Raw genomic sequence first — 25,205 nt, 5'->3', positions numbered from 1 at the left:
TGACGAATTTATGAAGTTGAGCTGTCTTTGTACAGCTGTTGCAGAGATGATCTGATCGTTTTTTGTTATATATTTCAGAAGCTGATCAGGGCGGGAGTAAAGCCAAGGGTGTTATAAGATTAAAAGGCATAAAAATGCGTTCCCGAGGTTTGAACCGCAGGAACGCATTTTTTGTTCAGTAACGATTGTCGAAAACTCTGGTGGACTTCTTTTCGCTTCTCGGAAGCTCTCCGATATCAACAGGCTTTACTATAACCGTAATTCCTATCTTAGTCTTGAAGCCTGCTCCTATAGCCGCTTCCATTGCAGTCTTGTCTGCACCTCCGTCGACCTCTACAAATAAAGTACAGATGTCCTTTCCGTAAAGATGGTCAATCATAAACTGATATTCACTGGAGGCTCCGGGTATTCCCGAAAGCATTTCATCAATCTGGCTGGGGAATATATTAACACCCTTTACCTTGACCATATCGTCGGTACGTCCCAGTATCGTATCTATCCTCGGATATTTTGATCCGCAGGGACAGTCGCCGGTAATAACTCTGGTCAGGTCGTGAGTGCGGTATCTGATAAGAGGTGCACCCTGCTTTTTCAGTGTTGTTATAACAAGCTCTCCGACCTCTCCGTCCGGAAGGACCTCGCCGGTTTTCGGATCAACTATTTCAAAATAAATAAAGTCGTTCCACATATGCATACCGCATTCATAGTCGCAGCTTACGCCTATTCCGGGACCGTATACCTCGGTCAGCCCGTAAATATCGTAAAGCTGGACCCCTAGCTCATTAGCGATCCTCTTTCTCATTTTTTCTCCCCAGCGCTCGGAGCCGATCACGCCTTTTCTCAGGCATATCTTATCGCCGATACCGCGTTTTTCAATTTCCTCCGCAAGCAGCAGAGCATATGAAGAAGTAGCGCACAGAACAGTGGATCTCAGATCAGTCATCATTCTCAGCTGCTTGTCGGTATTTCCCGGTCCCATAGGTATAGTCATTGCACCCAGTCTTTCCGCGCCGAGCTGAAAGCCTATTCCTGCTGTCCATAGACCGTATCCGGGAGTAATATGTATTCTGTCAAGATTGGTTATTCCGGCCATTCTGTAGCAGCGTGCGAACATATCCGCCCAGTCCGAAACGTCCTGAGCAGTATAGGGAATTATGACCGGAGTTCCTGTAGTTCCGGAGGAGGAATGAATACGAACTATTTCTTCGTCGGGTACAGCCTGAAGCCCCAGAGGATAAGCCTCCCTTAGGTCGCCCTTCCAGGTAAAAGGCAGCTTCTCGAAATCCTCCTGCGACTTGATGGAATCAATGTCGATGCCTTCAAGCTTACGCTTATAGAAGCAGTCCTGAGAGGTCAGCTTTTTCAGCTGTTTTTTGATCAGCTCAAATTGTGTTTCGGTCATTTTCATGGTGATCGCTCCTTATCTGTATTATATGGTTGCTGTTAAACTGAAAATAAAAAATCCTGCCCCAGAATATGGGACAGGACATATGATTCCTGCGGTACCACCCAAATTGCGGATAAATCCGCCGCTTATCGGCATACTGACATATGCCTTTTCCTTAACGCGGATAACGTCGTCCCTAACGGAAAATTCCCCTCGGTTTGCCCTCATGAGTCCATTCGCCGGAGTCTGCGCTGCCGCGATCCCACCATCTGCGGCTCTCTTAAACGCCTTTACGGCGGCTACTACTCTCAATCATAGGTTTATGGTGATTATTAATACTTTATATAATATCACTGCTATTAAAATTTGTCAAGGCTTTTTTGCCGCTGAACCAATAATTTGCGTATATATCAAAAACGGCTTTTCAAGAGTAAATGCAGTTTCAAAAAAGTCAAGCAGTGGCGATCTCAACAGCTTTATAATTAAGCTCGTGAAATTTTTCCGGAATACGCTTTGCTATTGCAGATCTCAGTTCGTCCACAGTAATACCCAGTGCGCCTGATTTGGCAGCCGCCGCCAAAAGAGCGATATTCAATACCTTTGGAGAACCGCATTTTTCACATATCTCTTCTCCGTCGATAACTGCAAGGCTTTCGACGTTTGATTTCAGATAATCAAGCGCCTCAGAGCCGTCGTAATCCGAGCCGGAAAGGGAAGCCGTAACCGGTTTTACTGCCTTTTTATTTACTATAACCGTTCCGCCTTTTTTTAGGTATGCTATATTTCTGACAGCTTCTGCGGGTTCAAATGCGATAATAACGTCGGCTGAGCCTTTGGGTATCATCGGAGAATCTATTTTATCTCCTGTCCGTACATGGGATACGACGCAGCCGCCCCTCTGGGACATTCCTATAGTTTCGCTAGTACGCACGCTTTCTCCTTTTTCCATTGCGGAAAAAGCAATAAGCTTTGAAGCAAGTACGGTTCCCTGACCGCCTACTCCGCACAATAAACAGTTCTTTGTCATTTCAGGTCTACCTCGTTTCGATGTATTGAATTAATGTAATACGCTATTTAAAAACCGGTATATGATCTCTGCCAGTTTCTCCGGATTATCTGTATTTACCTCATGTCCCGAAGCTTCTATTGATTTATATCCCGAATTCGGAATAGCGGCATTAAGCAGTACCGCCGCCTTTTTGTTTACCGTATCCTTTTCACCTGTCAGTATAAGTACGGGGCACGTTATATTTCTGATACTGCTGCTGAGATCAAGCTTAGTCATTGAGCCGGTAAGGCTTATAAAATCTTTTTTTGAGAATCCTGCGCTTTTAAAAGCCTTTTTCGGCATAAATCTGAAGATCACGCTTTGAAGCTTTAAGAGAAGCTTAGGCATTTTAAACTGAGGAGCAATAAGCACCAGAGCCTTAACCCTGTCAGGAAAGTCAGCGGCATAATTAAGAGCAAGCACAGCGCCCAGCGATAATCCGCACAGACAAATCGGAAGGGCGGTTTTACTGAGGTGTTTTTTTAATCCGTCATATAGGCTGCTGTATGTACAGCTATCGTCGGCTAAGCTGGAAAGAAGCGGGCATTGTGCCTCTATGGGATATTTTTCAGAGCTGAGAACGCCGTCCCATGCCGATCTATCCTGCCCTAATCCGTGAAGCAAGATCAGGCTCATGCTTTAATCTCCTATAGCCTTGCAGGGGCAGATCTGAGCGCATACTCCGCAGCCGTAGCATAGACTTTTTTCAATTTTAACGCTGCCGTTCTCCAGAACGATAGCCGGACAGCCAAGCTCTTTTATGCATTTTTTGCAGTTAACGCATTTGTCTTTATTTACAGTAAAATGCTTTGAGGGCTTGGTTACCGCAATACAGGGAGATTTCATTATTACAGCCTTTACTCCCGTTTTGCTTACCGCCGATCTCACGGCTTTTATTCCTGCGTCAAGATCGAGAGCGTTGACCGTTTCAACGGAGGTCAGACCTATAGCCTTCAGTATTTTTTCTATAGATACCTTTTCGCATACATCGCCCATCATTGTTACGCCTGTTCCGGGGTGCGGCTGATGTCCTGTCATAGCGGTAGTTGAATTATCAAGAACTATAACCGTAATATCAGTTCGGTTATAAACAGCATTGACAACGCCCGTGATTCCGGACGCAAAAAATGTTGAATCGCCGATAAAAGAGAAGTTTACCGTATCCGGCTCAACTCTGTGTATTCCCTGAGCGATCGTAACGTCAGCACCCATGCAGAGACAGGTATCTACCATATCAAGAGGCTTTGCGTTTCCGAGGGTATAACAGCCTATATCACCGCTGAATACAGCTTTTTTGCCCTTTACTGCCTGCTTTACGGCATAAAAGCTTGCTCTGTGCGGACAGCCCGCACAGAGTACGGGAGGTCTGACCGGAAGCTCGGGAGCTTCAGATATTTCAGCCTCCTGACAGTTTAGTCCCAGAAAACCGCTCAGGACTTTTCTTACAGATTCCACGGTGTTTTCGCCGGCAGGCTGAACCGAGCCGTCAAGCTTTCCGTGTATCCTGATATTCAGATTGTATTTTCCGCAGATATATGTAAGTTCTTTCTCAATGACCGGATCAAGCTCCTCAATGCACAAAACTTCGTCAAGTCCGCTGAGAAATTCCAGCGCAAGCTTTTCTGGAAATGGATTCGGAGTGGATATTTTCATAAGCCTGCATGAAGCGTCTTCGCCGAGAGCCTCTCTGGTATACGCCCAGCTTATCCCGTGAGATGCTATTCCCTTTTTCGCAGTTTTGCAGCCTGATATAAAATTGAATCGGTAGGAGGAAAGCTCCGATCCCATTTCAGGATTGCGCTTTTCTATTTTGCAGTGATTTAGGTAAGAAGTTCTCGGGAAAATAACCCAGCGCATAGTGTCCTTTACGAAGCCGTCAGGAATGTGCTTTTCGTAGCTGTCTGCAATTTCAACTGAAGCGCAGCCGTGGCATACTCTTGTGGTAGGTCTGAAAAGTACGGGAGTAGAATATTTTTCAGAATACTCAAAAGCGTCCTTTATCATTTCGTAGGCTTCCTCCGGAGAGGACGGGTCAAAAACGGGAAGCTTTGCAAATTGTGCAAAATGCCTTGTATCCTGCTCGGTCTGTGAGGAAATAGGTCCCGGGTCGTCTGCTGAAACTATTACCATTCCGCCCTTTACCCCGACATAAGCAAGGCTCATAAGCGGGTCGGAAGCAACGTTAAGTCCTACCTGCTTCATAGTAACAAGCGCTCTTGCTCCTGAGTAAGCCGCACCTGCGCCGACCTCCAAAGCCGCTTTTTCATTGACAGACCATTCAACATAAACGCTTCCGTCATTGTTTTTTGCTATAGTTTCAAGGATTTCGGTAGAGGGAGTTCCGGGATAGCCCGAAACGACATTTACGTCGGCATGAAGAGCGCCCAGAGCAATAGCCTCGTTTCCCATCAAGAATTCAACTGACAAAATAACACACCCTTTTAATTTAATACCTTGGTCTTAATTCCGTTCGGAAATCAAGCTTTGACTATACTATATATTATATCATATTATATGAAAAAGTCAATTGATTGAAATTCGCAGAACGGTACATAAATTGCCTTGAAAACTGTCAAGACAAAAAAATTTTATTTCTGCACATTATCAGGCTTCAAAAGTATGGTTATATATCAGAAATATAGAAATGGATAACCGTATAACAACTGGTATTTGACCAAGATTCTGTAGAAAAAATTTCTGATGATAATATTTTATATGTACTGAAAAATGTATTGAAATGTCGGAATTGTGTATAAGTATAAACAACTTGCGGATTGTGTAAATGTCCTAAAAAACGAAGAAAAGTTTGGGACAAAAGCCTATTGAAATACTTTATGTAATCCTTTACAATAAAAACATGGGGGTATAATTTTTAAACTTGATGGAGGTAAATTATGAAATTGAAAAGAACCATGGCAGGTTTCCTATCCGCTGTGGTCGGATTTTCCTCTCTTGGTCTGTCTGCGCTTGCTCCTGCGAGCGTAAGTGCGGCGAATCCATGGGACGGAGCAGCGGAAACCAGCATACTTGAAAAGAAAAGGGTATCATCAGATGAGTCCTTGCTTCAGGAAGACGGCAATAATCCCGGCAAATACACATGGGGCTATCTTCAGACCAATTCTGACAGCAAGGTCCCTACGGGTGAATACCTAAAGGTTACTTATACTGTTGACGGAGAAATTGATGATACAGCAAAGCTCTTTAACTTCCAGCCGTTCGACTCAGGCTGGGGAGGCTGGCAGGATAACTTCCTAACCGCTGGCGACGGCGAGTACGATTCTGCGTCGGGGACATATTCGGCTTATATCAGTACGGATTCGATCAAGGCTTCTCTGGGTACAGGCAAGACACTTAAGGGAATAAATCTTTCCTTCGGAAGCGATATCAGTCCTTACGATGAAAACGGAGATAAGGTAAACGCCGACGCTCCCGTAGTAACACTTACCGGGTACTATAACGTTAAGATCTCGGCAAATCCGCCTTCGGGAGACGTTACTCCTGAAAATCCTCTGACTCTGTATACTATCACAGAAGAAGAGTTGGACGCAGACGGCGTTAACTGGAAGGCTGCTTCAAAGGCTGTCATATATGTTAAAATGACAGAGGGCGGAACCGATTCAATGCTTAATACTCAGATCAAGCTTGGCCCGGACGGAGCCGACGGTCAGCCGGTAGGAAAGGCTTCAAGCAAATATCTGGTAGGACAGAACGCTTCTGCAACATACGGAAAGAGCGGTAACGCAATTCAGGATAATCTGATCGGAAACGCCGGTACGGGTAATTACAAATTCCCTGATGTCAATATAAATAAATCAATGCAGGACGGCAGTACATGGGATTCAAGTTATGCCAATGAAATAACTATTACCGTTAAGGCATATACCGATAATACAAACTGTGAATTTCTCGGTATCATATTCAATAACGGAGCTGCATATCCCTCAGGCTTCAAGGCTCCGGCAGTTGAAAGCACGACCTACGACGCACCTCCGGTAGAGCAGACAAGCAAGCGTGAGCTTATGAAGATGACGCTTGATTACTGCGATACGATGGACTCGTCAAAATATCAGGACGCTTCATGGGATAAATTCCAGACTGAGCTTGCTAAGGCAAAGACAGTTTATGAAAACCAGTCAGCTTCTGATACGGAGCTTGTCAACGCGAGAGCAAGTCTTGAAAAGGTAAAAGCAAATATGCTTTTCAAGGATACGGGAACACAGGCTGCTCCTCTTCCTTACCGTGATCTTACAGACGATGAGATAGTTAAGGAAATGGGCGTAGGAACAAACCTCGGAAATACTATGGACGGACATTCCGGCTTTACTCCAAGCGAGACCTCATGGCAGTCGGTTGAGACTACAAAGGCTTATATAAAGGCGCTTCATGACGCCGGATATAATACGGTGCGTATCCCTGTAACCTGGGGAACGATGATCGACGACGAAAATGGCTATTCGATAAACGATACATGGATAAGCAGAGTTCAGGACATCGTGGATTACTGCGTATCTCAGGATATGTACGCTATCATCAATGTTCACCACGACGGCGCAGAGCAGTCGGGCTGGCTCAGAGTAGCTGCGGAGGATATTGATCAGGTTTATGATAAATTTGAAAAGGTATGGAGAAATATTGCAGAGTATTTCAAGAATTACGACGAGCATCTTATTTTCGAGTCTATGAATGAGATCACCTGCATGGAAGGCGACGCCAAAAATTCGGCTGAGGCTATCGCATACGATACCCCTGTTATAGTTAATCTCAATCAGATATTTGTAAACGTAGTACGTTCTACAGGCTCGAACAATGCTAAGAGATGGCTTTCGGTAGTTTCGCACTATGCAAACGGAGGAACTCAGTCAGGCTTCGTTCTTGCAGACGACAGCTACAATACAGAAAACAGGATCATGTTTGCGCTTCATATTTACAAGGCATCAACAAACGTAACATGGACTTACAGCGAAGTATATCAGGTAGCTGACGCACTCAAAAAGTGTGCAGCAAAGCATAAAGTTCCGATAATACTCGGAGAGTACGGAACAAGAACCTATACTCAGGCGGGAACCGAGAGCGGATACAACGACGTAGCCAGAGCTTATTTCTCCGAGATAGTTCACCGCGCCTGTCAGGCTGCCGGAGCTGTTCCTGTAGTATGGGATCAGGGATACGGTACAAAGGGCGAATATGAAACCGGCTTGTATTCCTACTGGAACAGAACAAAATGCGAACCTCTGTTCAAAACAATTACAGACGCAATGATGAGAGGAACGTATCTGCCTAATACGTCCAAGAACAACAGCTATGATTTCAAGGACGTTGTTCAGGGTCCGTCTGTTGACCCGATAACCGATATAGCTCTCAGCGATGAAAATGTCAGCGTAGAGCTGGGCGATAATTATACGGTAACGGCTGAAGTTTCTCCATCCGGTTCAAATGATGTTGTTATCTGGAGTACGGACGATGAAACTATTGCGACTGTATCACAGGGCAAAATAAGGGCAAGAGGAATAGGAATTACGACGGTAAGAGCATATTCACAGAGCGGAAGCATTGAAAAGACCATAACTGTAAAGGTTTCTCCGAAGGCTTCTGAAAATGCGGCGACCGCTATCAGCGCAGAGGATTCCTATACTATTATTTCAGGTAAATACGTTTATCTCAATCCGTCGGTCGAGCCTGCCGGCGCAGACGATTATATTACCTATAAATCGTCGAATACAAATATTGTAACAGTTAACTCGCTGGGCAAGGCTGTAGGCGTTAAAAACGGAGTTGCTTATGTAACTATGACAGCTTCAAGCGGAGTTACCAAAACTGTAAAGATCGAGGTTCTTGACAGCGCTGCTAAGGAAGAAGTAAATCTGGCGCTTCACGTTCTTTATAACGATACGGCAAAGAATTATTACGGAACTGAGCTCGGAGATGCTGTAAAGGCAACGGGCGACGGACAGTATACAGTATCATTCGATCTTAACAGCCAGCTTTCATCAGCAGGTAAAAAGGCTGGTATAACCGAAATAAACAATCTTACGGCTGTTTATATCAAGGATTCTGACATAACAAGCGGAAACGCAAAGAAATCACCTCTTAACAGCGCTGAAATAAGATATGACAGCGTTAAGGTAAACGGAACAGAGCTTACTATAAACAACAGTGATTTTGCTTCCGCACTTAATTCTGAGGTATTTGACAGCGGAAGGCCTATCAATGCTTGGGACGGCTCTATTGTAGACGAGGTTTCCGCAGCCGATCATGTAGCTAGGTTTACAACAGTTTCAAATCCTACTACTATTGAAGTTACATTTACTCTTCAGAATGTTGAATTTAAGCAGTCAGCTTCCGATAAAAAGAATGAAGCGCTGAAAATGACAGCGGTTACAGATAAGAAGATCGTTCTTGACAATATCGGAGATACTGCTGAGCTGGCAGTAAAGATCATACCGAGAAATACCGATTCTCTGGTAACATTCACTTCTGATAATGCAAATATCGTTTCTGTCGATAATACTGCATTGGCGACCGATCCTGAAACAGGTGAGGTTAGAATTACAGTTACGGCAATGAACGAGGGCAAGGCTACTGTTACGGCAATGACTGAAAACGGATTAACAGTTGAGTTTACCGTAATAGTAGGAGAGGATATCTATGACGATCCTTCAAGTGAGGACAGTTCATCTGAAAATTCATCGGATATTGATTCCTCTTCTCAGGGATCGGAGTCAAGCGACAGCGATTCATCTTCAGCAGATTCCAACGATTCCAACACACAGGACTCCTCTTCACAGAGTTCTTCGTCAGACAGCGGTACGGCTTCTTCACCGTCCTCCGATTCCGGAAACGGTAATTCAGGCGCAGGCAGCAATCCGAATACGGGAGCTAAGGCAGCTGCTCTTACAGGAGTGCTTCTCTCGGCGGCAGCTCTGATCGTTGTTAAAAAGAAGAAATAAAACAGTTCAGTAATAAGTTTTGCTGAAATTAAAAAAATTACAGCCGCTTCGGTTTTGATCTTTCAGACCGAAGCGGCTGTTTTATTAATATGATCTCTGCTCAGCGGCGTTCATATCAGAGTAATTATTTTATGGTATAAAAAATCAATAAGACTGCAACCATATAAGCATATACGGCGTTTTAATTTATAAAGGGGGTGAAAGGCATGAAAAATATTACAGATACTGAGCTGAACGTTTTATTCCGCCGTTATGTAGAGGAATACTCGGATTTGGTATCAAGGCTCTGTATCGTACATACCGGAAATTATTCTGACGCGGAGGATTGTTTTCAAAACGTATTTTTCAAGCTTTTCAGAGAACTGAAAAAGGGCGGGCCTCCTAACGCAAAAGCATGGCTCATTACGGTTGCGCTCAACGAGTGCAGAAGTGTTATGAGGTACAGATTGCGGAAGAATACCGTTGATCTTAATGAGCTTATGATACCGTTTGAGGATAAAAAAGATATTGAAATGACAGAGCTTATTTTCAGACTTGCTCCCGATCAAAGAGATTCGATATACCTTTATTACTACGAGGAATATTCGGTAAGGGAAATTTCTGAAATAACAGGAATTAAAGAAAATACTGTTAAATCACATCTAAAACGAGGCAGGGAGCAGTTAAAGAAGTATCTGACTGAATAGAGGTGGAGTTAATGAAACAGCTTAGAATTTTTGATAAGTATTCCGCACCCCCTAAGTGGAAGGAAGCAGTAATTATGAGACAGGATAAAACAAATACCCGAGTGTTTTTGAAACGCCGTTATTTTACAGCGGTGATTTGTGCGGTCGTGCTGATCTGTGCAGGGATATATGCGCTGGGTTATTCGGTTCGTAAAGATTATCCAAGGATAAACGGGATATTGCAGGAAAGCGTCGATGAAGGAAATGACGGTGATGAGGACAGCCGTAATATAGATTACGCTGCGGAACGAAAAGGAGAACATTTCAGAGCAGTAATCGTTCAGGTCAGGGAAAACGGCGTTATGATCTGTAAAGAGGGAGAGGGTCTTATCAGCGTATCCTTTGCGGATAGCTGTGAATTTTTCGGCTCAGATAACAGCAAAACGGATTTCAGCAGTTTTAAAACAGGAGATACAGTTGTTGTAAACTTCGACGGAACTATAATGGAAACTTATCCAGAAATAATAAATTCCTGCGGAATACTCCAGACGATCGGAAGCTTAAAAGAAGGTGAATATATAACCGATCTTACAGGTACTTATTTCAGCGGTAAGGTTTATGAAATATCGGAAGAAGCTATTACGGTAGAAACGGTGAAGAACGGCTTGTCATGTTATTATTCGGTCAGGAATGACTTCGGATATATTTATGACGGCAGCAATCGTATAATATCTACGGAGAATATAAAGACCGGAATGCAGATAAGAGTAAAATGCGCACAGCCTCCGGAGATGTATGATATTGATGTGATCAATTCGGATATTATTCAGGTATCCGATGCGTTCACTGCCGACCCTGTTTATCAGCCTGAAGCTGAAGCGGAATTTACTATAAGAGAGTATGCCGTGGAAAACGGCAGTCTGCTCTTTGAAGCAAAAATAGAAAACGAGCAGGAAAGGCTGCTGCTGGATACTATAATTAACGATTATGTTGAGAAGATAAAAGCAGATCCCTATAAAAAAGCCTATGATCTAATGCCTTTGCGTGAATTTTCTGTCAGGAAGGGATCTGATGATACGTCAGCCGAATATCTGCTTTATGAAACCGGCGAGAATATATATTTCAGTACAGACATGGGAGATCTTGAAATATCTAAGGAGGAGAGCAGCGCTGCCGATATACTGAGGCTGCTTGATGAAATATCACAAGATCATTGAAAATACCCGGTGAATTAAGCGTTCAACGGCGGAGATGATTGTGAACTACAGGATTTTGTGCGGGGAAATGGATAATTTCTCCGCCTTTCGTATGTTTTGTAGAAAACAGGCAATAATTATATAGGCACAGATGAAAATTTTGTAGGAATTTATAACAGGTAAAATTGAAGAAAATGCTTGACAGCCGCGTTTTTGCGGTGTATAATATTAAAGTATGCTGATGAATTGTAATCAGTCGTATAGTATTTTAATGAAAGGAGAGAAATTATGCCAACCTTTAACCAGTTAGTAAGAAAGGGAAGAGACGTTCTTGAAACAAAGTCGACTGCTCCTGCGCTTCAGAAGGGTTATAACTCAAAGAAGAAAGTAGCTATCGATCAGAGCTGTCCTCAGAAGAGAGGCGTATGTACAGCAGTAAGAACCGCTACACCTAAGAAGCCTAACTCAGCTATGAGAAAAATCGCCAGAGTTAAGCTTACAAACGGAAACGAAGTAACAGCTTATATTCCGGGTATCGGTCACAATCTGCAGGAGCACAGCGTTGTTCTCATCAGAGGCGGACGTGTAAAGGATCTCCCAGGTGTGCGTTACCACATCATCAGAGGAACTCTTGACGCTCAGGGCGTTGCCAAGAGAATGCAGGCTCGCTCAAAATACGGCGCTAAGAAGCCTAAGGCAGGAGCTGCCAAGTAATAAAGCTCAGGCTTTACTGCTTAAAACTCATTAAATAAGGTTAGACTCATTGTCGCATACTGCGAAGACCACAGTTGCGTGTAGAGTGATTATATATATCTGCTTTAGAAGCGGAATTTTATTTTTCCTCTGCATTGGACTGACGGGGCTGCAGCTCAAGGCTGCAGAGCGAGTACCTATGAATTCATTTATTTGTGAAGGAGGGAATTAAAGTGCCAAGAAGAGGTAAAGTTGCTAAAAGAGACGTACTTCTTGATCCTGTATACAATTCTAAGCTTGTAACGCGTCTTGTTAACAATATCATGCTGGACGGCAAGAAGGGCGTTGCTCAGAAGATAGTTTACGGAGCATTTGAAATCGTAGAGGAGAAAACGGGACGTCCCGCTCTCGAAGTTTTTGAAGAGGCTATGAACAATATCATGCCTGAGCTCGAAGTAAAGGCCCGCCGTGTAGGAGGAGCTACCTATCAGGTTCCTATGGAGGTAAGACCCGAAAGACGTCAGACTCTCGGACTCAGATGGATAACAAAGTATTCTCGTGAAAGAAACGAGGCTACTATGAGAGAAAGGCTCGCTGCTGAGATCCTTGACGCTCTCAACGGTGTAGGCGGTTCATGCAAGAAGCGCGACGATACACATAAAATGGCTGAGGCTAATAAGGCTTTCGCTCATTTCAGATGGTAAACACAGTATAAATAGGAGGATATTATGGCAAGAGATTGTTCTTTGCAGGATACCAGAAATATTGGTATCATGGCTCATATCGACGCCGGTAAGACAACAACGACCGAGCGTATCCTGTTTTATACCGGTGTAAACCATAAAATCGGAGAAACTCACGAGGGTGCGGCAACTATGGACTGGATGGCGCAGGAGCAGGAGAGAGGTATTACAATTACTTCGGCTGCTACGACCTGTTACTGGAAGGGTCATAGACTTAATATTATCGATACCCCGGGCCACGTTGACTTTACAGTCGAGGTTGAGCGTTCACTGCGTGTTCTCGACGGTTCTGTAACGGTTCTCTGCGCTAAGGGAGGCGTTGAGCCTCAGACTGAGACCGTATGGCGTCAGGCTGATAATTACAAGGTCCCCAGAATGGTTTACGTTAATAAGATGGACATTATGGGAGCCGATTTCTACAGAGTTCTTGATATGCTTCATACAAGACTCAAAACAAACGCCGTAGCTATTCAGCTTCCTATCGGAGCTGAGGAGGATTTCGAGGGAATCATTGATCTGCTTGAAATGAAGGCGTATATTTACACTAACGACCTCGGAACTGATATTCAGGTAACAGATATACCTGATGATATGAAGGACAAGGCTGAGGAATACCGTGCTACTATGATGGACGCTATTGCTGAGCAGGACGAGGAAGTTATGATGAAATACCTCGACGGTGAAGAGCTCACTATAGAGGAAATGAAAATGTGCATAAGAAAGGGTACTATTGCAAACACAATAGTTCCTGTAACCTGCGGTACTTCATATAAGAACAAGGGCGTACAGAAGCTTCTTGACGCTATTGTTGACTATATGCCGGCGCCTACTGATATTGCACATATCAAGGGCGTAAATCCTGAAACAGGCGAGGAGCTTGAGAGGCCTTCTTCCGATGAAGAGCCGTTTTCAGCGCTTGCATTTAAGATCGCTACCGACCCGTTTGTTGGTAAGCTATGCTTCTTCAGAGTTTATTCAGGAGTTTTGAAGGCAGGTTCAAACGTATATAATGCTTCTAAGGACAAGACCGAGAGGATCGGACGTATTCTTCAGATGCATTCAAATCACCGTAAGGATATCAGCGAGGTTTATGCGGGAGATATTGCCGCTGCAGTTGGACTTAAGGTCACTACTACAGGCGATACTCTCTGCGATGAAAAAAATCCTGTTATTCTTGAATCCATGGAGTTCCCGGAGCCAGTTATTCAGCTCGCTATCGAGCCTAAGACCAAGGCCGGTCAGGAAAAGATGGGTATCGCTCTTGCTAAGCTTGCAGAAGAGGATCCTACTTTCAGAACCTGGACTTCAGAGGAAACCGGACAGACGATCATTGCCGGAATGGGCGAGCTTCACCTTGAGATCATTGTTGACAGACTTCTCCGTGAATTTAAGGTAGAGGCTAACGTAGGCGCTCCTCAGGTTTCTTATAAGGAAACTATCAGAAAGAACGCTAACGTTGACTATAAGTACGCTAAGCAGTCGGGCGGTAAGGGTCAGTACGGTCACGTTAAGATCAATATCGAACCCAATGAGTCAGGCAAGGGTTATGAGTTTATCAACCATGTTGTCGGCGGCTCTATTCCTAAGGAATACATTCCTGCGGTTGATGCCGGTATCAAGGGCGCAATGGAAACCGGAGTTCTTGCCGGCTTCCAGGTCGTTGACGTAAAGGTTGAGCTTTATGACGGATCATATCATGAAGTTGACTCGTCTGAAATGGCATTTAAGATCGCCGGATCAATGGCGTTCAAGGAAGCTATGAGAAAGGCTGATCCTGTAATACTTGAGCCTATTATGAAGGTAACGGTTATTGCTCCGGATGATTATTTAGGAACTGTAATCGGAGACCTTAACTCAAGAAGAGGACAGATCCTCGGTCAGGAAACAAGACCCGGCGCAGTTCAGGTCGACTGTCTTGTTCCGCTTTCTGAAATGTTCGGCTATTCCAACGACCTGCGTTCAAAGACACAGGGAAGAGGACAGTATTCAATGGAGCCTGACAGCTATATTGAAGTTCCTAAGTCGATTTCAGAGAAGATCATTACTTCGAGAAGCAAGGGTTAATTTTATTCAAAAATATTTATTTAACCTATTGCAATATTTTAAGATATCTGATATAATTACAATATAGTACGGTATTTTAGAAACTATAAATTTTAAGGAGGAAAAATTCCTATGGCAAAGGCACATTTCGAAAGAACAAAACCCCACGTTAACATTGGTACTATCGGACACGTTGACCATGGTAAGACTACTCTTACTGCTGCTATCACAAAGACTCTTGCTCTTAAGGGTCAGGCTCAGTATGAGGCTTATGATATGATCGACAAGGCTCCTGAAGAGAGAGAGCGTGGTATTACTATCAATACTGCTCACGTTGAGTATGAAACAGACAAGCGTCACTATGCTCACGTTGACTGCCCGGGTCATGCTGACTACGTTAAGAACATGATCACCGGCGCTGCTCAGATGGACGGAGCTATCCTTGTAGTAGCTGCTTCCGACGGTCCTATGGCTCAGACAAGAGAGCACCTTCTGCTTGCTCGTCAGGTTGGCGTTCCTGCAATCGTTGTATTCATGAACAAGGCTGATCAGGTTGACGACGAAGAGCTTCTTGAGCTGGTTGAAATGGACATCAGAGAGCTTCTTGACAAGTATGAGTTCCCCGGCGATGATACTCCTATCATCAAGGGTTCAGCTCTTGCTGCTCTTAACGCTCCCGACGATCTTTCAGATCCTGCATATGCTCCTATTATTGAGCTTATGAATGCAGTTGACGAATTTATCCCTACTCCTGACCGTAAGGCAGATCTTCCTTTCCTTATGCCTGTTGAGGACGTATTCACCATCACAGGCCGTGGTACAGTTGCTACAGGAAGAGTTGAAAGAGGACAGCTCAACACAGGTGATGAAGTTGAGATCATCGGTCTTACTGAGGAGAGAGCTAAGACAGTTGTAACAGGTATCGAAATGTTCAGAAAGATCCTTGATTACGCTGAGGCAGGCGATAACATCGGTGCGCTTCTCCGTGGTATCCAGAGAACAGACATTGAAAGAGGTCAGGTTCTTTGTAAGCCGGGCAGCATTCATCCGCTGACTAAGTTCACAGGTCAGGTTTACGTTCTGAAGAAGGAAGAGGGCGGACGTCATACTCCTTTCTTCAACAACTACAGACCTCAGTTCTATTTCAGAACAACAGACGTTACAGGCGTTATCACACTTCCTGCTGATAAGGAAATGTGTATGCCCGGCGATAATGTAACAATGGATGTTGAGCTTATCACTCCTATCGCTATTGAAGAAGGACTTCGTTTTGCTATCCGTGAGGGCGGCAGAACTGTAGGTTCAGGCGTTGTTACAGCTGTTAAGGACTAATTAAAAATATCAGCTTAATTGCTATTGTAAGCTCCGGATCTAATGATTCGGAGCTTTTTATTTAAACTGATATGAATATCTGGTAAACAGATTAAAAAAATGTGGAATTACAGATCAAAATATGATATAATTATTCATATAGGGGGTGAAGCTTTGGATAATCTCGACGATGATTATATGATAGACGTAGCCAAAGAGCATAAGTATCAGAATCAAAGCCGCGAATACTGCGAGGCCTTTCTGAAATGGAGAACGAATAAGAAAAATCCTTACGGTTATAAATTTGTCCACGATAAGCGTGAGCATACCTATATAGACGGAGAAGGTTATGTTGAAAAGAAGCCGGCTCAGGCTGAGAAAAAATCGCTTCTGAAATGCTGTTTTCTGCTTGGGATAACAATGATATTTATGCTGGCGGTCGATCTAGGCAAAATGCTGGTCATAAAATATTATTTTAAGCTTAGCGGCGGAGCCAATGTATATTATTCCGAGCTTAATGATTATAAGCCTTTAAGCTCGGAAATCGTATATTTTGCTGCTGTGTGCAATATGCTGAAATATATTGTTCCGATAGCTGTTTTCAAATTTGTGTCACGTATACCCGCAAAGGTCATGCTGCCTACCGCAAGAGGTTCATTCAGACTTGGAGCCAGCGGAGTTCTGCTTATGCTGGTCGTTACGGCTATAGGCCGTATCGGCAACTATTTTCTTGCTTACCTGATGGGTCTTGCAAATATTGATTCGGTATATTATGACTATATTTATACAGATAACCGAACCGCAATGCTTTTTTTCTTTATTGGTCAGTTCATAATTACTCCGATTCTTATGGAGATCTTGTTCAGAGGTCTTATTTTACAGACCTTCCGTCAGTTCGGAGATCTGTTTGCAATACTGATAACAAGCGTTATAAACTGCTTATGCTATTATGATATAGCTCAGATCGGTTATATTTTCTGCGCTTCAGTTGTTGTGGGACTGTTCACAATAAGGACAGGCTCTATTTATACCGCCTTTGCAATGCGGATAAGCGGAAGAGTACTTACTTTTGTTATGACGTATATTTCTTTTCATTTAGGCTATATTGAAGGAAAAATATTTGAGACTATTGTATGTCTTGCTATATTTGCAGGCTCTATCATTGTATATTCCCGTTTGATAAGCAAGGGAGAATGGAATTTTAACATCAGAAATGACGACTCCCATATGACTCTCGGGGAAAAGATCAAGACTTCCGTTACAAGTACAGTTCTTGCTTCTTGGATACTGGTGTCAGTAGTTTTGACGGTTTTTTGTATTAAATTTCTGTAAGGCTTTATGGTGATAGGATATGAATGATGAATTTTATATGGAAAAGTCGCTTGAACTTGCGAAAAAGGCTATGGAAATAGGAGAAGTTCCGGTTGGGGCTGTAGTAGTAAAAAAGTCCACGGGAGAAATAGTAGGTGAGGGTTATAACCGACGGGAGAACGGCAGATCCCCTTTGGCTCATGCTGAAATTATTGCGATCAGTCAGGCAAGTCAGAGACTTGGCGGCTGGAGGCTTATTGACTGCGAGCTGTTTGTAACCTTAGAGCCGTGTCCTATGTGTGCGGGAGCAATAATTAATTCACGTCTGGAGCGGGTAGTATTCGGCGCTTCTGATCACAAGGCAGGTTCATGCGGCTCGGTAATTAATCTCTTTGAATATCCGTTTAATCATAAGCCCGAGATAACATCCGGCGTACTGCATGAAAGCTGTTCCGTGATCCTTTCGGAATTTTTTGCAGATCTGAGGAAGAGCCGGAAATCAGTTAATAAAAATAAACAAGACGCTGTTTAAACTTATCAGCGTCTTGTTTTTTTATTATATTTCATTTCTGTTTTCAAGAGCCTTATAAAGCGTTACTTCGTCGGCGTATTCGAGCATTCCTCCGATAGGAAGTCCGAAAGCCAGTCTGGTAACCTTAACTCCGAAAGGCTTTAAAAGCTTGGATATGTACATAGCGGTAGCTTCGCCCTCGACCGTAGGGTTTGTAGCCATTATGACCTCGGCGATATTGCTATCCGAAATTCTGGACAGCAATTCTTTTATCCTTATTTTATCTGGCGTAATTCCGTCGATCGGAGATATAAGTCCGTGAAGAACATGATAAACTCCCTTGTATTCCTTAGTACGCTCAAATGCTGAAATATCCTTAGGCGTTTCAACAACGCAGATAGTAGATTGATCACGCCTTTGATCTGAACAGAAGGTGCAAAGCTCATTCTCAGTGAAATTCTGACATACCTTGCAGGTATGCACTGTTTTTTTGGCATTGAGAACGGCCTGAGCAAACTCTTTTACCTCAGCCTCTGACATTTCCATTACATGATATGCAAGCCTTTGAGCTGATTTCATTCCTATTCCCGGAAGCTTAGCAAACTGCTCCGACAGAATTACAAGGGGCAGAGCATTAGAATCAGCCATTTTATCAGAACAGTCCGGGGAAGGAAACTCCGCCGGTAAGCTTCTGCATTTCCTCGTCACTTGTTTCATCGAGAGTTCTTACAGCTTCGTTGAATGCGCTCATAATAAGATCCTGAAGCATTTCTACATCGTCCGGATCTACGACCTCCGGCTTGATGTTGAGCTTGAGCACCTGTCTTTTGCCGTTTATCGTAATATCCACAGCTCCGCCGCCGACAGAAGCTGAGAATTCCCGCTGCTCAAGGTCAGCCTGCAAAGCCGTTATCTCGTCCTGCATTTTCTGTGCCTGCTTCAGCATCTGATTCATGTTGTTTGAAGGGCCTTTACCCATGCCCTGAGGTAGTCTTGCTTTCATAATAAAAACTCCTTAAATTTACTTTTTTATTTCAACTTCGATCTCAGCCTCTCGGGCACGCTTTATCAGTTCGTTGATAGGATTGTCTTTATCCTCTATATCAACGGTTTTAGAAGAATAAAGCATAAAGCCGAAGTCTTTTCCGTAATATTCGTTTACTATCTTTTTCAAAAGCGCCTTATCGTCGGAGGCTTTGAACTTTTTCAAAAGAAATTCGCTGTTAACAACTACGTTGAAAACATTTCCCTCTATACACGCCATTGAATTTGCCAGAAAAGCGCCTATTGCCGGAGCCTGTTCATTGACCCGTTCCAGTATCTTTTTCCATTCGTCTAGCGGAGTAAAATTGTTCGGGTCAAACTTTTTAAGGGGAGCGGTAGGTTCTTTCTTTGCTTCAGGCTTAACGGCCTGCATAGCAGAAGCTGAACTTTCTCCTACGCTCTTTAAAGCCTGTTCGAGCTGGCTGATACGGCTTATAAGTGCGCTGACCTGTGAACTGCTTATCTGAGTATTCTCTCTGGGTGCAGCTGTACTGGGTTTTGGCAGATCAGGCGAATATGTGCATAATCTAACCGCGCACATTTCAAGCTCAATACACTTATTGGAGCTTCTCGCAAAATGCTCGGAGCATTCCTGCAATATTGAGATATAGCCTAATATAGTATCGAGATCAATAGAATCTGCAAGCCTTTTCAATCTTTCAAACTCGTCAGGCATACATACTATAAGCTCTCTGCTGTTATCGGCGGACTTTATGATCATTATATTTCTCATCTGAGCAATAAGCTCAGAGCATAAAACCGCCAGATCCTTGGACATTGCATATAAATCGTCGATCATTCGTATTGCTTCTGCGGCGTCATGCCTGCATACGGCTTCGAGTATATCGAACAGATAGCCGCGTCCGGCTATTCCTGCCGCATTAGAAACGACCTCTGCTGTGATATTATCTGAATAAGCGGCGCATTGATCAAGCAGTGAAAGAGCATCTCTCATTCCTCCGTCCGACAGTCCCGCAATAAGTCCTGCGGCGTCAGGGTCAAGCACAAGGTTTTCCTGAGAAGCAATATATGAAAGCCTGTCCACAATATCCTGAGTTCTGATACGGTGAAAATCAAAATGCTGACATCTGGATACGATTGTAGCCGGTACCTTATGGACCTCAGTGGTGGCAAGTATAAATTTAACGTGCTCCGGAGGTTCTTCCATAGTTTTAAGCAGGGCGTTGAACGCGCCGGCTGAAAGCATATGGACCTCGTCTATTATATAGACCTTATACCTGCACATTTCAGGAGTATAAACTACTCCCTCTCTCAGCTCCCTTATGTCGTCTACCTTTGAATTTGACGCTGCGTCGATCTCAATAATATCCGAAAGTGAACCCTTATCCGCGCTTCTGCATATTTCGCATTCAAGGCAGGGTTCTCCGTTACGGGGATCAAGGCAGTTGACCGTCTTTGCAAAAATTCTCGCACAGGTAGTTTTTCCCGTTCCTCTTGAGCCGGTAAAAAGGTAGGCATGAGCGGTTTTATCCATAGCAATCTGATTTTTAAGCGTTTCGGTAATATGAGGCTGAGAAACAACATCGTCAAAGGACATAGGACGCCATTTTCTATATAACGCCTGATACATCAATCCTGCCTCCCTCGTTCAGCATAAAAAATCAATCCGACATATAGGCGTGCAGGCGAAACTGTGTCACACGAAACAGACCGCTTAATGCTGCTCGGTTCCCCGCCTGACATGGTTCACAGCGTTTCATTGCACAGGACCCGCACACCTATATCTCGGATTGATGAGGAACATTTCTGAAACAACTCAATCTTAACTCCATTACTTAATTATTATAACACATATACAGAAAAAATGCAAGGGTTTTTTATATTTTTTTATCAACTGCGTTTTTAAAGGTAACTGAATTTAAAACAAAAAACAGGAATATTTATCTAGATACTCCACAAATAATCTATTACAGCTGTTTACCGGACATTTCTTTTCCATCGGGGAAGTCAACGCATTAAAAGGAAAGACACTCCTGACATAGCGTCAAAAGTGTCTTTCTTTTATATTAGAGGTTTATAGAAGAAAATCAATCAAAATTAATTACTTGCCGTAGTAAGCCTTGAGGTACATTTCCTTGATCTCGCTCATAAGCGGATATCTTGGGTTAGCGCCAGTACACTGGTCGTCAAATGCGTCCTCAACCATCTGATCGAGGGATTCAAGGAATTTCTGCTCGTCAACGCCGTATTCAGCGATAGTTTTCTTGATTCCTACCTTAGCTTTCAGCTCTTCGATAGCGCTGATAAATTTATTAAGAGTGTCCTCATCGTTCTTTCCGGTAATTCCGAGAGCGTTAGCGCATTCGCAGTATCTTTCAAGAGTATGAGGATACTGATACTGTGAGAAGGTACCCATCTTACGAGGAGTAGGATCTGCGTTGAATCTCATTACATAGGTTATAAGCAGAGCGTTAGCTACGCCGTGTGGCAGATGGTGATATGCGCCAAGCTTGTGAGCCATTGAATGACAAACTCCAAGGAAAGCGTTAGCAAATGCCATACCTGCCATTGTAGAAGCTGTAGCCATTTCCTCACGAGCCTTAACGTCTGTCTGTCCGTTTTCATAAGCGGCCGGCAGATATTTAAATATAAGCTGCATTGCTCTTATAGCGATACCATCTGAATAATCGGTAGCCATAACCGAAGCGTAAGCCTCAAGTGCGTGAGTAAGAGCGTCAATACCTGAAGCCGAGGTAAGTCCCTTAGGAGCGCTCATCATCATATCTGTATCAACGATAGCCATATTAGGCATAAGCTCATAGTCGGCAAGAGGATACTTAGTTCCGGTCTTTTCGTCTGTAATAACAGCGAAAGGAGTAACCTCAGAACCTGTACCGGAGGAAGTAGGAATAGCGATAAAGTAAGCCTTTTCACCCATCTTCGGGAATGTATAGACTCTCTTGCGGATATCAATAAATCTCATAGCCATATCGAAGAAGTCAGCGTCCGGATGCTCGTAAAGAACCCACATGATCTTAGCGGCGTCCATTGCAGAACCTCCGCCGATAGCGATAATAGTATCAGGCTCGAAAGCTCTGATAGCCTTTACGCCTTCAAGAGCGCAGCCAAGCGTCGGGTCAGGAGCTACGTCAAAGAATGTTTCATGAACAATGCCCATAGAATCAAGCTTATCTGTGATAGGCTTTGTATATCCGTTCTTGTAAAGGAACTGGTCTGTAACGATAAACGCCTTTTTCTTGCCCATTACGTTTTTAAGTTCGTCGAGTGCAACAGGGAGGCAGCCCCTCTTGAAGTATACCTTTTCAGGCGCTCTGAACCAAAGCATATTCTCTCTCCTCTCAGCGACTGTCTTGACGTTCAAAAGATGCTTGATACCTACATTCTCTGAAACGGAATTTCCGCCCCATGAACCGCATCCGAGAGTAAGGGAAGGAGCAAGGTTAAAGTTATAAAGGTCGCCGATACCGCCGTGTGAAGAAGGAGTATTTACAAGGATACGGCAGGTTTTCATTCTTGCGCCGAACTTATTGATCTTTTCCTTTTCAGATGAAGCGTTGACATAAAGCGAGGAGGTGTGACCGTAACCGCCGTCCTGAACAAGTCTGTCGGCCTTTTCAATAGCGTCGTCAAAATCCTTAGCTTTATACATAGCAAGAACAGGGGATAGCTTTTCGTGAGCAAACTCTTCATCAAGTTCAACAGAGGAAACTTCTCCAATAAGGATCTTAGCGTCCTCAGGGACTTCAACATCGGCAAGCTTAGCAATAGTATGAGCAGACTGTCCTACTATCTTTGCATTGAGTGCGCCGTTAATGATAATAGTTTTTCTTACCTTTTCGGTTTCTTCCTTATTAAGGATATAGCAGCCGCGGTTTTTAAATTCTTTTTTAACTTCGTCGTAAATAGACTTGTCAACAATAACTGACTGCTCAGAAGCGCATATCATACCGTTGTCAAAAGTTTTTGAGTGAATAATCGAGCTTACCGCAAGCTTGATATCAGCAGAAGCGTCGATCACGGCAGGAGTATTTCCCGCTCCTACACCAAGGGCAGGCTTGCCGCTCGAATATGCAGCCTTAACCATTCCCGGGCCGCCAGTAGCGAGAATGCAGTCAGCTTCTTTCATTACTGTATTAGTAAGATCAAGGGACGGAACGTCGATCCAGCCGATAATTCCCTTAGGAGCGCCTGCCTCTACAGCTGCGTCAAGTACGATTTTAGCAGCCTCAATAGTGCACTTCTTAGCTCTCGGGTGAGGGCTGATTATAATACCGTTTCTTGTTTTAAGACAGATCATTGTCTTAAATATAGCGGTAGATGTCGGGTTGGTTGTAGGAATAACTGCGGCAATTACGCCGATAGGCTCATAGATCTTTTTTGTACCATACGCCGAATCTTCTTCAATGATTCCGCAGGTCTGAACGTTCTTGTATGCATTATAAATGTATTCAGCGGCATAATTGTTTTTGATGACCTTATCCTCGACTACGCCCATGCCTGTTTCCTCAACAGCCATTTTTGCAAGAGGAATTCTTGCTTTGTTAGCGGCAATAGCGGCAGCCTTGAAAATCTTATCAACCTGCTCCTGAGTATAGGTAGCGAAAATTTTCTGAGCTTCTCTTACTTCGGCGATCTTTGCCTCAAGAGCTTCTACGCTGTCTACCAATACCGGTGTTTCATTCTTTGCCATAAATAAACCTCCAATAAAAATTAGCGTTAATGTGTTTAACGATGAAACCGACTAACAGTATGCTCGTTTCATCTTATTTATATTATAGCTGTTTGTTATTTTTTTGTCAATCTGTTTTTCTTACAGCTTTTCTAGTATTTTTGACATCATTATTATTCATTATACACAAATAATGAAAATTGTTTTATGTAATATAAACAAATTGTGTTCGGCAAAATGCACAAAGAAAATCTTCAAGCTTTATACATTTTAAATTTGTGATGGGAGGTGCAGATCTATTTATATTAATATATAATGAATACAATATATATCAATAGTAAACATTGGTGAAAATTACGAAAATCACTTGACTTTTTTAAAAGATGTGGTACAATATAAACAGTAAAGAAAATAAATTATATAAGACGTCAATTTATACAAAAAACGCCAAGGATTTAGCTTCTTTGCTTTGAACGTATCAATTAATATTATTTCATAAAAGGAGAAATGAATTATGGAGCTTAAAAATTTTATCGCCGGAAGTGATATTTACGACGTATACGAAAGTGACGGACTTGCAATAAGAGTATACAAGAAACCGGAGTATAAGGAAAAATGTTTGTACGCTGCGCTGACGCATGCAAGAGTTGAAACTACCCTTGTAAATTCAGCTATAAAAATGCCGGTTCTGCATGAGGTCACAGTTATCGACGGAAAATGGGCGATCTCAATGGACTGGATCAAGGGAAAAACGCTTGAGCAGCTTATGAATGAAAATCCCGATAAGATGGATACATATCTCAACCAGTTTATTGATATACAGACCGAGATCCACGCTCAGTATATGCCGCTGCTTTCAAAGCTTAAGGACAAAATGGCAAGACAGATAAAGTCGCTCGGTCAGATCGACGAGATAAAGAAGTATGAGCTTCTTACCAGACTTGATTCCATGCCTAAGCACATAAAGCTGTGTCATAACAGCTTTGAGCCGAAAAATATTATTATAAATGATGAGGGTACATATGTAATAAACTGGGGTTCTGCAAGACAGGGCAACGCTTCTGCCGATGTAGCTAAAACGTATCTGCTGTTAAGTCTGAACAGACCCGAGATCGCAGACAAGTATCTAGACCGCTATTGCATGAAGAGCGGAACGTCAAAGAAATACGTTCAGGCATGGCTGCCTATCGTTGCGGCAGCTCAGCTTGATAAGGGAATCGAATCCGAAAAGGAATTCCTCCTGAAGTGGATAGACGTTGTAGACTACGATTAATATTAATTATAAAAGGAATCTCGCTTTATACGGGATTCCTTTTGCATTATAAAAACGGCTTGTCTTTATAAAGTCAATTTATATGTATGCAATGATTTTTGCCGCAAATGATAAATACATAAAAAATCCTGATCGTGCAATTTCTTTACTTTTATTCTCTTGACAATACGCCGTTAAAGTAGTATCATTATTAATGCGGTTTTACGCTATTTATTTTTGAGGAGATGAGATACAAGTGGACGATGTCAGTCAGAACAAGATTGCCCCCCGAATACGGCGGCGTTTGCCCGCTTGTATTTTTATTTAGCTTTAATACTTTAAGCGAATAAAGGGTGATCTGTGTCTGGACGTGAAGCTATACGCCTGTCTGCTGTACATAAAA

18 protein-coding genes, 1 other RNA gene and 1 other annotated feature are annotated in these 25,205 nt (G+C 43.2%); of the genes, 10 read left to right on the top strand and 9 right to left on the bottom strand.

The features are described from left to right. Positions 1–175: 175 nt before the first annotated feature. The 4 genes from ACYQ0H_RS05920 to iorA all read right to left on the bottom strand — a co-directional run bounded on the left by ACYQ0H_RS05920 (position 176) and on the right by iorA (position 4,862). Positions 176–1,408: a phenylacetate--CoA ligase family protein gene (locus tag ACYQ0H_RS05920; protein ID WP_459811917.1), complete on the bottom strand. Its 1,233-nt coding sequence runs from the start codon at positions 1,406–1,408 to the stop codon at positions 176–178. A 66-nt stretch (positions 1,409–1,474) separates the two neighbouring features. Continuing rightward, positions 1,475–1,712: a binding site (T-box leader), on the bottom strand. A gap of 126 nt (positions 1,713–1,838) precedes the next feature. Continuing rightward, the gene (locus ACYQ0H_RS05915) at positions 1,839–2,414 is read right to left on the bottom strand and encodes an indolepyruvate oxidoreductase subunit beta (protein WP_459811916.1); all 576 of its coding nucleotides are present in this window, start codon (positions 2,412–2,414) and stop codon (positions 1,839–1,841) included. Between the two features lie 30 nt (positions 2,415–2,444). Then, positions 2,445–3,071, bottom strand: coding sequence for an alpha/beta fold hydrolase (locus tag ACYQ0H_RS05910; RefSeq protein WP_459811915.1), 627 nt, complete (start codon positions 3,069–3,071; stop codon positions 2,445–2,447). A gap of 3 nt (positions 3,072–3,074) precedes the next feature. Then, complete coding sequence (gene iorA / locus ACYQ0H_RS05905; protein ID WP_459811914.1) at positions 3,075–4,862, bottom strand: indolepyruvate ferredoxin oxidoreductase subunit alpha; 1,788 nt, start codon at positions 4,860–4,862, stop codon at positions 3,075–3,077. A 467-nt stretch (positions 4,863–5,329) separates the two neighbouring features. Between iorA and ACYQ0H_RS05900 the strand changes: the two genes are divergently transcribed. From ACYQ0H_RS05900 to tadA, 9 genes are all read left to right on the top strand, one after another. Next, entirely contained in the window at positions 5,330–9,382 is a 4,053-nt protein-coding gene (locus ACYQ0H_RS05900; RefSeq protein WP_459811913.1) for a cellulase family glycosylhydrolase, read from the top strand. A 206-nt stretch (positions 9,383–9,588) separates the two neighbouring features. Further along, positions 9,589–10,068, top strand: a complete 480-nt coding sequence (locus ACYQ0H_RS05895) for an RNA polymerase sigma factor (protein WP_459811912.1) — start codon at positions 9,589–9,591, stop codon at positions 10,066–10,068. A gap of 11 nt (positions 10,069–10,079) precedes the next feature. After that, entirely contained in the window at positions 10,080–11,264 is a 1,185-nt protein-coding gene (locus tag ACYQ0H_RS05890; RefSeq protein ID WP_459811911.1) for a hypothetical protein, read from the top strand. Between the two features lie 267 nt (positions 11,265–11,531). Next, positions 11,532–11,957 carry a 30S ribosomal protein S12 gene (rpsL, locus tag ACYQ0H_RS05885; RefSeq protein ID WP_124101028.1) on the top strand — a complete coding sequence of 142 codons (426 nt, stop codon included), beginning with the start codon at positions 11,532–11,534 and terminating at the stop codon, positions 11,955–11,957. A 212-nt stretch (positions 11,958–12,169) separates the two neighbouring features. After that, positions 12,170–12,640, top strand: a complete 471-nt coding sequence (gene rpsG, locus ACYQ0H_RS05880) for a 30S ribosomal protein S7 (protein ID WP_459811910.1) — start codon at positions 12,170–12,172, stop codon at positions 12,638–12,640. A 24-nt stretch (positions 12,641–12,664) separates the two neighbouring features. Further along, positions 12,665–14,743 carry an elongation factor G gene (fusA, locus tag ACYQ0H_RS05875; RefSeq protein ID WP_459811909.1) on the top strand — a complete coding sequence of 693 codons (2,079 nt, stop codon included), beginning with the start codon at positions 12,665–12,667 and terminating at the stop codon, positions 14,741–14,743. A 111-nt stretch (positions 14,744–14,854) separates the two neighbouring features. After that, positions 14,855–16,054 carry an elongation factor Tu gene (tuf, locus tag ACYQ0H_RS05870; protein ID WP_459811908.1) on the top strand — a complete coding sequence of 400 codons (1,200 nt, stop codon included), beginning with the start codon at positions 14,855–14,857 and terminating at the stop codon, positions 16,052–16,054. A gap of 99 nt (positions 16,055–16,153) precedes the next feature. Then, the gene (locus ACYQ0H_RS05865) at positions 16,154–17,365 is read left to right on the top strand and encodes a CPBP family intramembrane glutamic endopeptidase (protein WP_459811907.1); all 1,212 of its coding nucleotides are present in this window, start codon (positions 16,154–16,156) and stop codon (positions 17,363–17,365) included. Positions 17,366–17,384: 19 nt separating this feature from the next. Beyond that, positions 17,385–17,876 (top strand): tRNA adenosine(34) deaminase TadA, encoded by a 492-nt coding sequence (tadA, locus tag ACYQ0H_RS05860; RefSeq protein ID WP_459811906.1) that lies wholly within the window; start codon positions 17,385–17,387, stop codon positions 17,874–17,876. 24 nt (positions 17,877–17,900) lie between these two features. On the opposite strand, the gene recR is transcribed toward tadA, so the two are convergent. The 5 genes from recR to adhE all read right to left on the bottom strand — a co-directional run bounded on the left by recR (position 17,901) and on the right by adhE (position 23,571). Then, on the bottom strand, positions 17,901–18,503 hold the full coding sequence (gene recR / locus ACYQ0H_RS05855) for a recombination mediator RecR (protein ID WP_459811905.1): 603 nt from the start codon (positions 18,501–18,503) through the stop codon (positions 17,901–17,903). 4 nt (positions 18,504–18,507) lie between these two features. Beyond that, positions 18,508–18,861, bottom strand: coding sequence for a YbaB/EbfC family nucleoid-associated protein (locus tag ACYQ0H_RS05850; protein ID WP_459811963.1), 354 nt, complete (start codon positions 18,859–18,861; stop codon positions 18,508–18,510). A 15-nt stretch (positions 18,862–18,876) separates the two neighbouring features. Then, positions 18,877–20,490, bottom strand: a complete 1,614-nt coding sequence (gene dnaX / locus ACYQ0H_RS05845) for a DNA polymerase III subunit gamma/tau (RefSeq protein ID WP_459811904.1) — start codon at positions 20,488–20,490, stop codon at positions 18,877–18,879. A gap of 46 nt (positions 20,491–20,536) precedes the next feature. Continuing rightward, positions 20,537–20,636: signal recognition particle sRNA small type (gene ffs / locus ACYQ0H_RS05840), an RNA gene on the bottom strand. Positions 20,637–20,961: 325 nt separating this feature from the next. Continuing rightward, a complete protein-coding gene (adhE, locus tag ACYQ0H_RS05835; RefSeq protein ID WP_459811903.1) occupies positions 20,962–23,571 on the bottom strand; it encodes a bifunctional acetaldehyde-CoA/alcohol dehydrogenase in 2,610 nt (869 codons plus the stop codon). A gap of 493 nt (positions 23,572–24,064) precedes the next feature. On the opposite strand from adhE, the gene ACYQ0H_RS05830 reads away from it, so the two are divergent. Then, positions 24,065–24,823: a phosphotransferase family protein gene (locus tag ACYQ0H_RS05830; RefSeq protein WP_459811902.1), complete on the top strand. Its 759-nt coding sequence runs from the start codon at positions 24,065–24,067 to the stop codon at positions 24,821–24,823. Positions 24,824–25,205 lie beyond the last annotated feature (382 nt).

The sequence above is a fragment of the Hominimerdicola intestinalis genome (assembly GCF_054655215.1).
Note: the sequence above shows the minus strand (reverse complement) of the source record. Positions and strands in the feature narration are given on the sequence as shown.

What these genes read in the sequence shown, in the direction of transcription:
- ACYQ0H_RS05920 (WP_459811917.1), bottom strand. Translation starts at nt 1,408, where the DNA reads ATGAAAATGACCGAAACACAATTTGAGCTGATCAAAAAACAGCTGAAA.
- ACYQ0H_RS05915 (WP_459811916.1), bottom strand. Translation starts at nt 2,414, where the DNA reads ATGACAAAGAACTGTTTATTGTGCGGAGTAGGCGGTCAGGGAACCGTA.
- ACYQ0H_RS05910 (WP_459811915.1), bottom strand. Translation starts at nt 3,071, where the DNA reads ATGAGCCTGATCTTGCTTCACGGATTAGGGCAGGATAGATCGGCATGG.
- ACYQ0H_RS05900 (WP_459811913.1), top strand. Translation starts at nt 5,330, where the DNA reads ATGAAATTGAAAAGAACCATGGCAGGTTTCCTATCCGCTGTGGTCGGA.
- ACYQ0H_RS05895 (WP_459811912.1), top strand. Translation starts at nt 9,589, where the DNA reads ATGAAAAATATTACAGATACTGAGCTGAACGTTTTATTCCGCCGTTAT.
- ACYQ0H_RS05890 (WP_459811911.1), top strand. Translation starts at nt 10,080, where the DNA reads ATGAAACAGCTTAGAATTTTTGATAAGTATTCCGCACCCCCTAAGTGG.
- rpsL (WP_124101028.1), top strand. Translation starts at nt 11,532, where the DNA reads ATGCCAACCTTTAACCAGTTAGTAAGAAAGGGAAGAGACGTTCTTGAA.
- fusA (WP_459811909.1), top strand. Translation starts at nt 12,665, where the DNA reads ATGGCAAGAGATTGTTCTTTGCAGGATACCAGAAATATTGGTATCATG.
- tuf (WP_459811908.1), top strand. Translation starts at nt 14,855, where the DNA reads ATGGCAAAGGCACATTTCGAAAGAACAAAACCCCACGTTAACATTGGT.
- ACYQ0H_RS05865 (WP_459811907.1), top strand. Translation starts at nt 16,154, where the DNA reads ATGTGGAATTACAGATCAAAATATGATATAATTATTCATATAGGGGGT.
- tadA (WP_459811906.1), top strand. Translation starts at nt 17,385, where the DNA reads ATGAATGATGAATTTTATATGGAAAAGTCGCTTGAACTTGCGAAAAAG.
- recR (WP_459811905.1), bottom strand. Translation starts at nt 18,503, where the DNA reads ATGGCTGATTCTAATGCTCTGCCCCTTGTAATTCTGTCGGAGCAGTTT.
- dnaX (WP_459811904.1), bottom strand. Translation starts at nt 20,490, where the DNA reads ATGTATCAGGCGTTATATAGAAAATGGCGTCCTATGTCCTTTGACGAT.
- adhE (WP_459811903.1), bottom strand. Translation starts at nt 23,571, where the DNA reads ATGGCAAAGAATGAAACACCGGTATTGGTAGACAGCGTAGAAGCTCTT.
- ACYQ0H_RS05830 (WP_459811902.1), top strand. Translation starts at nt 24,065, where the DNA reads ATGGAGCTTAAAAATTTTATCGCCGGAAGTGATATTTACGACGTATAC.